The sequence below is a fragment of the Pseudomonas laurylsulfativorans genome, from assembly GCF_002906155.1.
Taxonomy (GTDB): Bacteria; Pseudomonadota; Gammaproteobacteria; order Pseudomonadales; family Pseudomonadaceae; genus Aquipseudomonas; species Aquipseudomonas laurylsulfativorans.
Map to the genome: position 1 here is coordinate 174,751 of NZ_MUJK01000006.1, position 13,518 is coordinate 188,268.

Sequence of the window (13,518 nt, forward strand, 5' to 3'; positions counted from 1 at the left end):
TGTCCTCGACTTAAAGACCGACAGCCATGGCTTTGTCGATCAGCCAGTTCAGGCTTGGGCCACGGTCGCTGTTCACTTCAACCGGGCGGCCGGCGAGGGAGCTGTCCAGGGTTTCGTCCGGCTGGATCAGCACGCGAATGTCGGAGGACAGGTCGGCGCTTTTCAGGCTGGTGCTGCTGACGATCTTGCCGGTGCGGGTCTGGTCTTCGCCGGCGATCTGGAAGCGCACCGAAGTACCCGGGCGCACGTCGCCGAACTGGCGATAGGAGAAGCGCGCTTCAACGTTGGCTTCGCTGTTGCGCGGGACCAGTTGGAAGATCACGTCACCCTTGCTGGCGTACTGACCGTTGGCGACCATTTGCTGGGCCACGGTGCAATCGCAAGGCGAAGTCAGGGTGCCGGTCATCTGCTTGCCGAACAGTTCTTCAACCTTGGCCGGTTGCAGTTGGTCTTCGTCCAGATGGCCCTTGAGCACGTCGAGCATGCTGGTGCTGAAGGTCGCCAGCGGTGCGCCCTTGGCGGCCACGCCGTCGGCTTTCACCAGGCTCTGCACGGTGCCGTCGCGAGGCATGGTGATGTTCACGCCCGGCACGCTGACCAGACCGGCCTGGGCATGGCTGACGAAGTACATGCCGTACACGGATTTGAAAACAAAGCCGAATGCAGCCAGGCCGACAACGAAGATCCCCAGGCTGAAGGTCACGGCTTTCATGCGTCCGAACGCGGACATGCCGTGGCCGCCGTCCTTGAGCTTGCGTGCCTTGGTGAAGTTGTCGCGCTGCAGGGTTGCCAGTACTTCGCCGATGCTGACGATGTCGCCAGCCAGGTGCGAAGTGATCAGGTGGCGCAGGGTCGAAATGTCCTGCGGCTCAAGGTTCTGGAACTGGCAGCCAGCGCGTCCGGTCTGGCGGTCGAAGGAGCGGACCTGCAACTCGACGTCCATGGCCAGGCCGAGGTTGTCGATGACGAATTGCAGGCGGGCCTTGTACACGTCACCGATCTTCAGTGGCAATTGACCGGCGTTGAACGCCAGGCCACCAGCGGACAGGTCGATCACCCGAGCTTCGACCGGCGTCCGGTCAGGGCCGAAGAAACGCAACTTGGCCGGGATTTTCACGCGGGCGTGTTGGCGCTGGGCTTCGGATTCGTGCACTACGTTGGCGTTGACGGCGGTATTCATAAGGGCGTTTTCCTAGTTAATTCAGGCGAGTTCGGTCAGACCATCAACAGCAGCACGGCGACAAAAATGCTGCCGGCAGAGAAGGTCATGGTCCGAGACGACCAGGTGTTGAACCAACGTTGAAAGCTGGCGAGATCACGGGTCAGGGAAGTGGGCTGGCGAGTCCAGGATTGTTGGTCGAGGCGGAAGAACACATAGATCTTCACCAGCGCGCCAACGATCTGGTTGTAATAGAGAATCGCCGGGTAGGCCGGGCCGATCCGGTGTCCGGAGCACGACAACAACAAGGTCAGGATGAATCGGGTGATGCCGATCCACAGTAGGTAAACCAGGATGAACGCGGTGCCGTACTTGAAGCTGGCGATCAGTGCCACGGTCAGGCCCAGCAGCGAGGTCCACATCGACACGCGCTGGTCGAACAGCACCACCGAAGTGAACACGCCGAGGCGTTTGATCCCCAGGCCCAGGGCACGGGAGTTCTGCCGCAGGTTGTTGCCGTACCAGCGGAACATCAGTTTGCGGCTGGCCTTGATGAAGCTCTTTTCCGGCGGGTGTTCAACGGTGTTGATCGCCGCGTCGGGCACGTAGAACGTGTCGTAGCCCAGGCGCATCAGGCTGAACCAGCTCGACTTGTCATCACCGGTGAGGAACTTGAAGCGACCCAGGCGCCAGTGTTGCAGCGAGTCGCTTTCCACGTCGGCGATGAATTCCGGGTTGGTGACCACAGTGGCACGGAACACCGACATGCGGCCGGTCATGGTCAGCACGCGCTTGGACAGGGCCATCGAGCACATGTTGATGTGGCGCTGGGCGAAACGCAGCTTGTGCCATTCGCTCATGATGTAGCCGCCGCGCACTTCGCAGAACTCGTTGGTGGTCAGGCCGCCGACGTTGCCGAACAGCTGGAACCAGGGCACGGTTTTACGCACCACGCCTTCGCCGAGCACGGTGTCGCCATCGATCACTGCAACCACGGCGCGGTCATCCGGCAAGTGCCGGGAAATGGCACGGAAGCCGTAGGCCAGGCCATCGCGCTTGCCGGTGCCGGGAATACGCACGAAGTCGAGCTTGACGTGCGACGGTGGATTCATCCGTTTCCACAGGCTTTTGACCAGCAGCTCATCGGACATTTCCACGATGGAGCAGACCACGGTGGTCGGCAGGCCGCATTCCATGGCTTCGCGAATCACCGAGCTGTAGACCTGTGCGGTGGTCAGCGCGTCGATACGGAAACTGGTGACCATCAGGAACACGTGGGACGGGTCCGCCGCCTTGCCCAGCTTGCGCACTTTGCGCCGCAGGTGCGGGTAGACGATGTAGAGAAAAATCATGCCGCGCACAAAGTGCGTGGCACCCATCGAATAGCGCCAGATACCCACGGCGCCAATCAGGAAAATGAAGTCCTTCGACTCGGAGTCGAACGTGGACACGGGCAACGCCATGGCGAGGCCCATCAGTAAACTCAGGTAGAACAGCCAACCGGCGGCCTGGAGTAGGCCGTGTTTTAGCCTGTGCATAATCTGCATCCGTCTAGATCTCGGGTTAACGCAGGCGTACAAACCTGTAGGAGCGAGCTTGCTCGCGATGGTCGCCAACGATGACGCTGGGTATCTGATACCCAGCGGTGTTCTCAGGTGCATCGCGAGCAAGCTCGCTCCTACAGGGGGCTTACCAGCAGATACCTTCGGTGCGACCGTTGACGCTGGTGGCCTTGGACATGAAGCCAACCAGGTCGATCACCTGCTTGCCGTGTGGAACGTCCTGCACCAAGGCGCGGAATTTCTCGTCACGGTTGCCGAGGATGATCACGTCGGAGTTGTTGATCACCGCGTCGAAGTCGGCGTTGAGCAAGGACGAGACGTGAGGGATCTTCGACTCGATGTAGTCCTTGTTCGCACCGTGAACGCGGGCGTACTCGACGTTGCTGTCGTAGATGCTCAGGTCGTAGCCCTTGCCGATCAGCATTTCCGCCAGGTCAACCAGCGGGCTTTCGCGCAGGTCGTCGGTGCCGGCCTTGAAGCTCAGGCCCAGCAGGGCGACTTTGCGTTTGTCGTGGCTGGAGACGATGTCGAAAGCGTTCTGCACCTGGGATTCGTTGCTGCGCATCAGCGAGTTGAGCAACGGCGCTTCCACGTCCAGGGAACCGGCGCGGTAGGTCAGGGCACGCACGTCTTTTGGCAGGCACGAACCGCCGAAGGCGAAGCCCGGGCGCATGTAGTACTGGGACAGGTTGAGGGTCTTGTCCTGGCAGACCACGTCCATCACTTCGCGACCGTCGACCCCGACCGCCTTGGCGATGTTGCCGATTTCGTTGGCGAAGGTGACCTTGGTGGCGTGCCACACGTTGCAGGTGTACTTGATCATCTCGGCAACGGCGATGTCCTTGCGGATGATCGGTGCGTCGAGCTCTTCGTACAGCGATTGCAGAACATCGCCGGACGCTTTGTCGAATTCGCCGATGACGGTCATTGGCGGCTGGTCGTAGTCGGCGATGGCGGTGCTTTCGCGCAGGAACTCAGGGTTCACGGCTACGCCAAAATCAACACCGGCCTTCTTGCCGGAGCAGTCTTCGAGAATCGGGATGACCACGTTGGCGACAGTGCCCGGCAGTACGGTGCTGCGCACGACGATGGTGTGGCGGGTGGCCTTGTCGCGCAGGACAAAACCGATTTCGCGGCACACGGCCTCGATGTAGTTCAGCTCCAGGTCGCCGTTCTTCTTGCTCGGCGTGCCCACGCAGATCATCGACAGGTCGGTGTCGCGAATCGCCTCGGCGAAGTTGGTGGTGCCGCGCAGACGACCGGTCTGGATACCCTGGGCCAGAAGTTCGCCCAGGCCCGGTTCAACAATCGGCGATTTGCCGGCATTGATCATATCGATCTTGTCTTTGGCCACATCGACGCCAACGACGTCATGACCCCGTGCAGACAGGCAACCGGCACAGACTGCGCCGACGTAACCCAAACCAAAAATGCTGATGCGCATCGCAATTACCTCTCTATTATCAAGCCTGTTTACATCGAGCCATTAGATGGCCAGAGTTAATGGTGTGCAGCGGTAAAAGTGCACTCGCAAGTGCGACTTACAGGCGCAACAATGCCGTGTGCTGGCATATGAGTTACGAGTGTCTAAATAAATGCACTCAAGGGGTGCGCAACTAGGTCTTGTTATTATGATTTGCCCTGTTATGCAGCCGATCCTCCTTTCAGGAGATGCTCGCGCAAAGGTATTACACGCTTGATGTCAGGCCGAAAGCCCGTAGATCAAGCGCTTTGGTGCTCGGGTGAGCACGTTTGTAGGGGCGCTGTCGTGGCCTTGTAGGGGATAGTCATACCGCGTTATCTCCTGTCCGCTTGCTGTTGTCCAAATTAGTGATTAGTCAGCGCAAGTTTGTATTACAACTTCGCTATACGAATCGCTTATCTGCGTAAGTTATCTCGTACACGCTCGGCGAGAATCGTTACCGGTGGTATGAGCGGCGCGTTTGGACATAGTTCCAGTCCGCCCATCACGAAATCTGAAATTTCTTGAAATATTGAGAAAGATGGCACTGCTCTCAAACTGATAGCACTTGCCGTTTCGCCCTTTATATATAGGCGGATAATTGAAGCGGATAGTTTTTTGCCACTACGGAGAAATTATTTCGGTGCCACTACTGAAAAAAAAGATCGAAGTCGAGTGAAACTAAAGTTAGAAATTAGTGTGTTGTATTTTTGGCGCCATAAAAATGGCGAAAAGGCGGGGGAAGGCTGAAGTGAGTCCAGGGTCGGCGCACGAAGGTTGTGAAGGCCGTGCGCCGACGAGTTGCATCACTCTGGTGCGTGATCGCGCAGGAACACCAGAGTGTCCGGTTTAGACTGCTCGACGCTGTAGCGATAGCCTTGAACGTCGAACTGCTTGAGGGTCGCCGGATCGTTGATGCGTTCCTCGATGACGAAGCGGCTCATCAAGCCGCGGGCCTTTTTCGCGTAGAAGCTGATGATCTTGTACTGGCCGTTCTTCAGGTCCTTGAATTCGGTATTGATGATGCGTGCGTTCAAGGCGTTGCGTTTGACCGCCGAAAAGTACTCGTTGGACGCCAGGTTGAGCAGCACGTCATCGCCCTGATCGACCAGGGCTTCGTTCAGCCATTCGCTGATGCGCGTGCCCCAAAAGGCATACAAATCCTTACCCCGGGCGTTGGCCAGCTTGGTGCCCATTTCCAGGCGATAGGGTTGCATCAGGTCCAGCGGGCGCAGCAGGCCGTACAGGCCCGAGAGCATGCGCAGGTGTTTTTGGGCGTAATCGAAATCGGCTTCGCTGAGGGTTTGCGCGTTCATGCCGGTGTACACATCGCCCTTGAAGGCCAGCAGTGCCTGCTTGGCGTTTTCCGGGGTGAACGCAGGCGTCCAGCTGCCGAAACGCGCGGCGTTAAGCCCGCCGATCTTGTCGGAGACGTGCATCAACTCGCTGATTTGCGCGGGCGTCAGCTCGCGCAATTGCAGGATCAACTCCTGGGAGTGGTCGAGGTACTGCGGCTGGGTGAAGCGCTGGGTCGCCGGCGGTGTTTCGTAGTCGAGGGTCTTGGCGGGTGAGATCACCATCAGCATGAAGTCGTCTCCTTTAATCGTGGCGGCGATTCTAGGGGGTTGTCTTCGTTGACTCCAGCTATCGCGTCCATAGGTGATGGCCGGTGGAGTACGGATTTTGTCTAGATGGGCTTCTGTGGCGAGGGAGCTTGCTCCCGCTCGAGCGCGAAGCGGTCGCAATCCTGTGCACCCATTTACCCTGAAAGAATGCGATTGCTCATTTTGGGTCTGCTTCGCAGCCCAGCGGGAGCAAGCTCCCTCGCCACAGAAAGCATTCATGCCTCAGGAGGAGTGGGTTACTTATCAGCTATAGTGCCGCGCGGGTTTTGTTATGGAGACATCCCATTGCGTATCGTTTTTCTTATCTCGATCTGGCTGTTGAGCTTCGGCGTGCTGGCGGCACCGGGCGATGTGGCGACGCTTGATCGCGGCACCTGGCCGGAAAAGCTCGGCAACCCGACGTTGTTCGACGTGGCGTCGAGGGCCGAGATCCTCATGTTTTCCAGTGTGCTGTTGACCAGCGAGTCGCTGGATGAAACTGCCCTGGCCCAGCGCCTGGGCCTGCGCACGATCAATCTGGAGTCGGTCAACCGGGTTCGCCAGCATCTGTGGCAACGGCTGCTGGCCAACTACAACTTCGCCCAACAGAGTTGCGACCAGGATGCCTCCTTCTGTTTTCTGGTCGAAGACATGCCCACCCTGCGCGAGCAGGCCGCCAAGTTCCAGGTCAGCGCAGACAGCTACTACATCAAGTGGGCCGAGCCGAGCCGCGTGTTTCACACCCAATACCTGGACGAGCAGTTGCGCAAGGCCGCGCTGTTCCCGCAAACCAGCAGCGAAGTCGATCGTTTCGGCGACTATGAGCGCAACGGCGACCAGATGCATGACCGGCTGTTTCTGCTGACCTTCGACAGCGCCGCCAACGCTGCGCCGGACAATACCGCCTGGGTCACCGAGTACCTGCGCAAGTCGAACATGAGCGCAACGTTCTTCGTCCTTGGCAAGGACATCCAGGCCCGTTTGGCCGAGCATTCGGTGAGCAACCTGCAAGCGACTTACTCGACCCAGTGCATCGGCGTGCAAGGCTGGGAGTTCCGTTCCCACAGCTATTGGCAGGACTGGCAGGACTCGGTGCGCCGCAGCGCTGAACTGGTCAAAAGCAAACTGCCGGAGAACTACGTGCCGCTGTTCCGCCCACCGGATGGCCAGCGCCGTTCCGATGCTGAAAGCTTCTTCAAAACTCAGGGTTTGCAGGTAGCGCTGTGGGACATCGACGCCCAGGACGGCGCCGGCAAACTCAAGGGCAACCAGAGTGCGCAACGGGTGCTCACCCTGATGCTGCTGTGGCGACACGGCGTAATCAATTTCAATGTGAAGCAGGATGGGGTGAAAACGGCGTTGCCGTGGCTGGTCACGCAAACGGCGCCGGTCGGGATCGGCTGGGAAGATTGTCAGGATGCGTTTCGCTGAAAGCGACAAAACCCAGTAAACATTGGGTTTTTGGCAGTTTTGGACGGGAATTTACTGCAGGTTGACTTCCGACTGTAAACGGGTGATGGCAGTCCGCCAAGTGTTATTGGTCATTCTGAAAAATAAACTTCAAAAAAGCGTCAAAGTACTTTTTTCTGTCACACGTTTTGGAGTATTACGAAGACAGACCGCCGAAACCTGCAACACAGGTGGCGTCTTCCAAGACCCCGCATGTAGGCAGAACACTTGAGTCCCCGCAGGTGTATTCGGTAGTCACTTCGAGGCGCAGCACCGCCAAGGTATTGCGTCGAATGGCTCCCACAAAGGTGACCGAGTATGGATGATCACGGACGTAGCTCTTCTTCCAACCAGCCAATCCTTTATGTACTCGATACCAACGTATTGATTCACGATCCAAACGCGCTGCTTAACTTCGAAGAACACCACGTCGCGATCCCGATGACCGTGCTTGAAGAACTCGACAAGCTCAAGAGCGGGCATCACAGCGTTGCCGCCGAATGCCGCCAGGCCATCCGCCTGATCGACAAGACCCTGGGTGATGCCTCACCCGAGGACGTCGAGCAGGGTGTGCCGATCCAGCGTGGCAAAAGCGGACCCAAGGGTTTGCTGTCAATTCTGATGAGCAAGCATGCCGAGCCGAACCTGATTCTGCCCGAGCACCTCAACGACAACAAAATCATCAACCAACTGATCGACCTGCATACGCGCGATCCGAAGAAGCCCGTGGTGCTGGTCACCAAAGACATCAATATGCGCCTCAAGGCGCGCGCCTGCGGGATTGCGGCCGAGGACTACAGCACCGACCAACTGGTCGATGACGTGTCCTTGCTGCCCAACGGCTACCACAACATGACCGGCTCTTTCTGGGACCGTGTGAGCAAGGTCGAAACCCGTCAGGACCATGGCCGCACCTGGCATCAAGTGCAGTTGATCGACAACCTGCCGGCGGTGCACATCAACGAATTCATCATCGATGAACAGGGCTTTGTCGGCTGGATCAAGGAGATTGAAGAAGACCGCTTGCTGATTCTCGATCTGCACCAGGAACCGCTGCTGCACCAGGAAGCCTGGGGTCTGAAGCCGCGTGATATCTATCAGAGCCTGGCGTTGTATGCCTTGCTCGATCCGGACATCCACCTGGTCAACCTTTCAGGTGCCGCGGGTTCGGGGAAAACCATCCTGGCGCTGGCCGCTGCGATCGAGCAGACCATGGTCAGCAAACGCTATCGCCGCATCATCGCCACCCGCAGCGTGCAGGGCCTGGATCAGGAAATCGGCTTCCTGCCCGGCACCGAGGCGGAAAAAATGGAGCCGTGGCTGGGCGCCATCACCGACAACCTCGAAGCCTTGCACATGGATGACGAAAGCACCCATGGCAGCGTCGACTACATCCTCAGCAAAGTGCCGTTGCAGTTCAAATCCCTCAACTACATCCGGGGTCGCAGCTTCCAGCAGAGCCTGATTTTGATCGACGAATGCCAGAACCTCACGCCGCACCAGATGAAAACCATCATCACCCGTGCCGGCGCCGGTTCCAAAGTAGTGTGCCTGGGCAACCTGGCGCAGATCGATACCCCTTACCTGTCCGCGACCAGCTCCGGGCTGACCTACCTCACTGAACGCTTCAAGGACTTCCCGAACGGGGTGCACATCACCCTGCAAGGGGTACCACGCTCGATCCTGGCTGAATACGCCGAAACGCATTTGTAACCCTTCACCCAAACCGGGCGGCCGCGAGGTCGCCCGGTTTTTTATGCCCAACACAAATCCAAAATGTAGGAGCGAGCCTGCTCGCGATGGACGTCAACGAAAACGCGTGCTGCCTGAATAACCGCGTTGTCCCTGCGTTTTTCGCGAGCAGGCTCGCTCCTACAGGGGATGTGTGACCCGATAATCATGCGTGCGGAAAATTGACCCGCAGGTTTACAATCGGGATTCCTGATCAGGAGTAATCCCGTGCTGACTCATCTCGATTCCCAAGGTCGCGCCAACATGGTCGACGTCACTGAAAAAGCCGTGACGTTCCGTGAGGCGACCGCTCAAGCGCTGGTGCGCATGCTGCCCGAAACCCTGCAGATGATTGTCAGTGGCGGCCACCCCAAGGGTGATGTGTTTGCCGTGGCGCGCATTGCCGGCATTCAGGCGGCGAAGAAAACCAGTGATCTGATTCCCCTGTGCCACCCGCTGATGCTGACCGGCGTCAAGGTCGAGCTCAGTGCCGAAGGTGAGGATTCGGTGCGCATCGTGGCGCGCTGCAAGTTGTCCGGGCAGACCGGTGTCGAGATGGAAGCCCTGACCGCTGCCAGCGTCGCCGCGCTGACGATCTATGACATGTGCAAGGCCGTGGACCGCGGCATGACCATCGAAAGCGTGCGACTGCTGGAGAAGGTCGGCGGCAAGAGCGGTCACTTCCAGGCGGAGCAGCCATGAACGTTACCGTGAAGTTTTTCGCTCGTTATCGTGAAGCGCTGGGGCTGGACTCGGTGAAGGTTGAAGGCAACTTCGCCACCGTCGACGACGTGCGCGCACTGTTGGCCCAGCGTGACGGTGCCGAAGTATTGAGCGAGCAAAACCTGATGTGCGCCCGCAATGAAGACCTGTGCCAGCTCGACGAGCCGGTCAGCGAGGGCGATGAAGTGGCCTTCTTTCCGACCGTGACCGGAGGCTGAGGCATGGCCATTCGCGTGCAGTCCACACCGTTTGACCCGGGTGCCGAAGTCAACGCCATGCACGATGCCAATGTCGGCGTGGGTGCGGTGGTGAGTTTTGTCGGCTACGTGCGCGACTTCAATGACGGCCTCGACGTCGCCGGGATGTTCCTCGAACACTATCCCGGCATGACTGAAAAGGCCCTCGGCAAGATCGCCATCGAGGCCGGGCAGCGCTGGCCGTTGCTCAAGCTGGAAGTGCTGCACCGCATCGGCGCCCTGGAACCGGGCGAGCCGATTGTCTTCGTCGGCGCGGCCAGCGCCCATCGTCAGGCGGCATTTGACGCCTGCGCCTTTGTCATGGATTACCTGAAAACCCGTGCGCCGTTCTGGAAGAAAGAAAACACCAGCGACGGACCGCGTTGGGTTGAGGGGCGTGAAAGCGATCATGCGGCGGCGGATCGCTGGAAGCAGTAAATCCTGCGTTGCTCTCAGGTAAGCCTTCGCGAGCAGGCTCGCTCCCACAGAGTTCTGTGTCGTGCACAAAATCTGTGTTCAACCAGATCTGGGAGCGAGCCTGCTCGCGATGGCGTCATCTGCATCACCAAAAATCTTGCTGACACACCACTCGACCATCGGCTGGCACGGGCTGCAATTGCCTCATTGACGACTCATACATAAAAGTCCAGTATGGAATTATAAGTACAAAAAAGGCTTCCACCCGTTTCAGCTTTTTCTTCTGTCTTGCCAAACCAACAACAACCCGCGAGAAACGAACATGAAGAAGTTTCCCCTCATCACCGGTCTGGCCCTGAGCCTGTTGGCGTGCAGTTCTGTGTTTGCCGCCGAGAAAACCCTGCGCATCGGCATTGAAGCCGCTTACCCACCGTTCGCCTCGAAAACCGACAAAGGCGAGATCGTCGGTTTCGACTATGACATCGGCAACGCCCTGTGCGCGCAGATGAAGGTCAAGTGTGTGTGGGTCGAAGGCGAGTTCGACGGTCTGATTCCTTCCCTGAAGGTGAAGAAAATCGACATGGCGCTGTCGTCCATGACCATCAATGAAGACCGCAAGAAGTCGGTGGACTTCACCCACAAGTACTATTTCACCTCGTCGCGCCTGGTGATGAAGGACGGCGCGGTGGTGGATGACCAGTACGCCAGCCTCAAGGGCAAGACGGTCGGCGTGCAGCGCGCCACCACCACCGACCGTTACGCCTCCGAGGTGTTCGAGCCCAAGGGCATCAACGTCAAGCGCTACAGCAACAACGAAGAAATCTACATGGACCTGGCAGCCGGTCGCCTCGACGCGATTTTTGCCGACACCATTCCGCTCAATGACTTCCTGTCGATGCCGCGTGGCCAGGGTTATGCCTTTGTCGGGCCTGAGCTGAAAGATCCGAAGTATGTGGGCGAGGGTGCCGGGATTGCCGTGCGCAAGGGCAATACCGAACTGGTCAGCGAGCTGAACACGGCCATTGATGGCATTCGCGCCAATGGTGAGTACCAGAAGATTTCCGAGAAGTATTTCAAGTCTGACATTTACGGCGACTGATAGATCGCCATCGCGGGCAAGCCCGCTCTTACATTAATGGATCGGTTTACACCGTACCCTGTGGGAGCGGGCTTACCCGCGATGAGGCCAGAACAATCCCAGCAAATCTTCAGCCCTTCAATTCCTTCAAATGCTTGTACACCGTCGCCCGGCCCATGTTCAGCACATTGGCCACGTAGTTCGATGCGCTTTTGCCTTTGAACGCGCCTTCGGCGTGCAACGCCAGCACCAGTTCACGCTTGTGGTCGCGGGTCAGCAGATTCAGGCTCAGCTGACGTTCCCGTAGCCAGGCATGCAGGAAGGTGTTGATCCGTTCCTGCCAGTCATCGCGGAACAGTGCGTCCGGTTGCGGGATCAGTTTGGTCGGCGACAGGAACAGATCCAGGGCGGCCTTGGCATTCTCGAACAATGAAATATTCAGGTTGATGCATAGCACGGCCAGCGGATGACCTTCGCTGTCGCGTAGCACCGTGCTGAGGCTGCGAATCTTCTGACCATCCCAGTTGAGCTTTTCGTACGGCCCGATATTTCGCTCGCTGACATCGTCGCTGAGCATGTCTTCCAGCGCCGAGTCGTCGCCGATTTCCCGCTTGGACAGGTTGTTGGCGATGTAGTCGACCTTTTGTGTGCGCAGGTCGTGCAGCACTACTTCGGCGTGGGGAAAGAACAGCGTGGCGATGGCATCGGCGATCGCCCGGAAGTTATCCAGCGACGCAGTGTTGGGGGCCGAGTCTTTTTCGGGGGCGTTCATGCAGTGGAACTCCAGGCAGCGTCAGCGCCCCATCAAAGGGGCGCTGAAAGTGTGCCGTAATCGTGTGGGCGCGTCACCTGAGGATCAGGATCAGCCGAGGCGGGCAGGGGAGAGCATTTCGGCACTCAGGCCGAAACGGCCGAGCGTCTCGGGCAGCGCCACACCGCGTACCAGCGCAGTACTGGCCTGGCCCATGGCCGGCGAGGTCTGGATGCCGTAACCGCCCTGTGCCGCGACCCAGAACAGCCCCGGCACCTGTGGATCGAAACCGGACAGCAGGTCGCCATCGCTGACGAAGCTGCGCAAGCCGGCCCAGGTGCGGGTCGGGCGGCGAATGGTCAGGGTCGTGGCTTCTTCGATCTGGTAGATGCCCATGGCAATGTCCAGCTCTTCGGGCTGTACGTCGTGGGGTTCCACCGGGTCGGCGTTGGCCGGCGAACCGAGGAACATGCCGGCGTCGGGTTTCATGTAGAAGGATTCGTCGAGGCTGACCAGCATCGGCCAATGGTGGATGTCCACGCCCTCCGGGCCGGCGAAGATGAACGCGGCACGGCGTTTGGGTTGCAGGCCCAGTGGTTTCGCGCCGGCCAATTCACCGATCTTGTCGGCCCAGGCGCCGGCGGCGTTGATGATGATCGGCGCGCTGAATGTCTGGCTGCCGGTCTGGACGTGCCAGACACCTTGATCATCGCGGCTCAGGCTGACGACTTCGCTGTCGGTATGCACTTCACCCTGGTTGCGGCGGATTCCGCGCAGGTAGCCTTGGTGCAGGGCATCAGTGTCGATGTCGGTCGCCGTCGGATCGTAGATGGCACCGTGGACTTTTTCCCGACGCAGGACGGGTACCAGTGCGCAGGCCTCGTCGGTGCTGAGTAATTGCATCTCCGGCACGGTGGCTTTCGCGCTCTGGTATTGCCTGTTCAGTTCATCCGGATCGCCAGTGAGATCCACGGTCATCTCGCCGCGCGGGGTCAGCAGCGGGTGTTCGCAGAAGCCAACGGGCGGGTTGTCAAAAAAGTCGCGGCTGGCCAGGGTCAATGCCCGTACTTGCGGGGTGCCGTAGGCGGCGGTGTACAACGCAGCCGACCGACCGGTGGAGTGATAGGCCGGATGGGATTCGCGTTCGAGTACGATCACGCGGCCATGCTGCGACAGCCAGAAACCCGTGGAAGCGCCGGCAATGCCGCCGCCGATGATGATGAAGTCTGCCTGGCTCATGAACGTCTCCTGATAGGGCACAAATGGGTAGGCCCTGTAGGAGCCGACTTGCTGGCGATAGCATCACCGCGGTTTATCTGATGGACCGCGGCGTCTGCATCGCTGGC

At 59.0% G+C, this 13,518-nt stretch carries 12 protein-coding genes; 6 read left to right on the top strand and 6 right to left on the bottom strand.

Going from position 1 to position 13,518, the window contains the following annotated elements; all coding sequences use genetic code 11:
• Positions 1 to 10 precede the first annotated feature (10 nt).
• The 4 genes from B0D71_RS19930 to yaaA form a co-directional block, all read right to left on the bottom strand.
• Entirely contained in the window at positions 11 to 1,180 is a 1,170-nt protein-coding gene (locus B0D71_RS19930; protein WP_103396278.1) for an alginate biosynthesis protein Alg44, read from the bottom strand.
• 35 nt (positions 1,181 to 1,215) lie between these two features.
• Entirely contained in the window at positions 1,216 to 2,697 is a 1,482-nt protein-coding gene (gene alg8 / locus B0D71_RS19940; RefSeq protein WP_420825142.1) for a mannuronan synthase, read from the bottom strand.
• Positions 2,698 to 2,848: 151 nt separating this feature from the next.
• Positions 2,849 to 4,165, bottom strand: a complete 1,317-nt coding sequence (locus tag B0D71_RS19945) for a nucleotide sugar dehydrogenase (protein ID WP_103396280.1) — start codon at positions 4,163 to 4,165, stop codon at positions 2,849 to 2,851.
• A gap of 824 nt (positions 4,166 to 4,989) precedes the next feature.
• Entirely contained in the window at positions 4,990 to 5,769 is a 780-nt protein-coding gene (gene yaaA / locus B0D71_RS19950; RefSeq protein ID WP_103396281.1) for a peroxide stress protein YaaA, read from the bottom strand.
• Positions 5,770 to 6,093: 324 nt separating this feature from the next.
• On the opposite strand from yaaA, the gene B0D71_RS19960 reads away from it, so the two are divergent.
• The 6 genes from B0D71_RS19960 to B0D71_RS19985 all read left to right on the top strand — a co-directional run bounded on the left by B0D71_RS19960 (position 6,094) and on the right by B0D71_RS19985 (position 11,442).
• Entirely contained in the window at positions 6,094 to 7,218 is a 1,125-nt protein-coding gene (locus B0D71_RS19960; protein WP_103396282.1) for a polysaccharide deacetylase family protein, read from the top strand.
• A 336-nt stretch (positions 7,219 to 7,554) separates the two neighbouring features.
• Positions 7,555 to 8,949 (top strand): PhoH family protein, encoded by a 1,395-nt coding sequence (locus tag B0D71_RS19965; RefSeq protein WP_103396283.1) that lies wholly within the window; start codon positions 7,555 to 7,557, stop codon positions 8,947 to 8,949.
• 246 nt (positions 8,950 to 9,195) lie between these two features.
• The gene (gene moaC, locus B0D71_RS19970) at positions 9,196 to 9,669 is read left to right on the top strand and encodes a cyclic pyranopterin monophosphate synthase MoaC (protein ID WP_008080206.1); all 474 of its coding nucleotides are present in this window, start codon (positions 9,196 to 9,198) and stop codon (positions 9,667 to 9,669) included.
• Positions 9,666 to 9,908, top strand: coding sequence for a molybdopterin converting factor subunit 1 (gene moaD / locus B0D71_RS19975; protein WP_075945584.1), 243 nt, complete (start codon positions 9,666 to 9,668; stop codon positions 9,906 to 9,908). Before moaC ends, moaD begins: the two co-directional genes overlap by 4 nt.
• A 3-nt stretch (positions 9,909 to 9,911) precedes the next feature.
• On the top strand, positions 9,912 to 10,364 hold the full coding sequence (gene moaE / locus B0D71_RS19980; RefSeq protein WP_103396284.1) for a molybdopterin synthase catalytic subunit MoaE: 453 nt from the start codon (positions 9,912 to 9,914) through the stop codon (positions 10,362 to 10,364).
• A 301-nt stretch (positions 10,365 to 10,665) separates the two neighbouring features.
• Positions 10,666 to 11,442 (top strand): ABC transporter substrate-binding protein, encoded by a 777-nt coding sequence (locus B0D71_RS19985; RefSeq protein ID WP_103396285.1) that lies wholly within the window; start codon positions 10,666 to 10,668, stop codon positions 11,440 to 11,442.
• A gap of 109 nt (positions 11,443 to 11,551) precedes the next feature.
• On the opposite strand, the gene B0D71_RS19990 is transcribed toward B0D71_RS19985, so the two are convergent.
• Both B0D71_RS19990 and B0D71_RS19995 read right to left on the bottom strand, forming a co-directional pair.
• Positions 11,552 to 12,193: a helix-turn-helix transcriptional regulator gene (locus B0D71_RS19990; RefSeq protein WP_103396286.1), complete on the bottom strand. Its 642-nt coding sequence runs from the start codon at positions 12,191 to 12,193 to the stop codon at positions 11,552 to 11,554.
• 90 nt (positions 12,194 to 12,283) lie between these two features.
• Entirely contained in the window at positions 12,284 to 13,411 is a 1,128-nt protein-coding gene (locus B0D71_RS19995; protein ID WP_103396287.1) for an NAD(P)/FAD-dependent oxidoreductase, read from the bottom strand.
• Between the last annotated feature and the right edge of the window lie 107 nt (positions 13,412 to 13,518).

Coding starts and splice junctions, on each gene's coding strand:
- B0D71_RS19965 (WP_103396283.1), top strand. CDS start 7,555: ATGGATGATCACGGACGTAGCTCTTCTTCCAACCAGCCAATCCTTTAT.
- B0D71_RS19995 (WP_103396287.1), bottom strand. CDS start 13,411: ATGAGCCAGGCAGACTTCATCATCATCGGCGGCGGCATTGCCGGCGCT.
- yaaA (WP_103396281.1), bottom strand. CDS start 5,769: ATGCTGATGGTGATCTCACCCGCCAAGACCCTCGACTACGAAACACCG.
- B0D71_RS19930 (WP_103396278.1), bottom strand. CDS start 1,180: ATGAATACCGCCGTCAACGCCAACGTAGTGCACGAATCCGAAGCCCAG.
- alg8 (WP_420825142.1), bottom strand. CDS start 2,697: ATGCACAGGCTAAAACACGGCCTACTCCAGGCCGCCGGTTGGCTGTTC.
- B0D71_RS19945 (WP_103396280.1), bottom strand. CDS start 4,165: ATGCGCATCAGCATTTTTGGTTTGGGTTACGTCGGCGCAGTCTGTGCC.
- moaD (WP_075945584.1), top strand. CDS start 9,666: ATGAACGTTACCGTGAAGTTTTTCGCTCGTTATCGTGAAGCGCTGGGG.
- B0D71_RS19990 (WP_103396286.1), bottom strand. CDS start 12,193: ATGAACGCCCCCGAAAAAGACTCGGCCCCCAACACTGCGTCGCTGGAT.
- moaE (WP_103396284.1), top strand. CDS start 9,912: ATGGCCATTCGCGTGCAGTCCACACCGTTTGACCCGGGTGCCGAAGTC.
- B0D71_RS19985 (WP_103396285.1), top strand. CDS start 10,666: ATGAAGAAGTTTCCCCTCATCACCGGTCTGGCCCTGAGCCTGTTGGCG.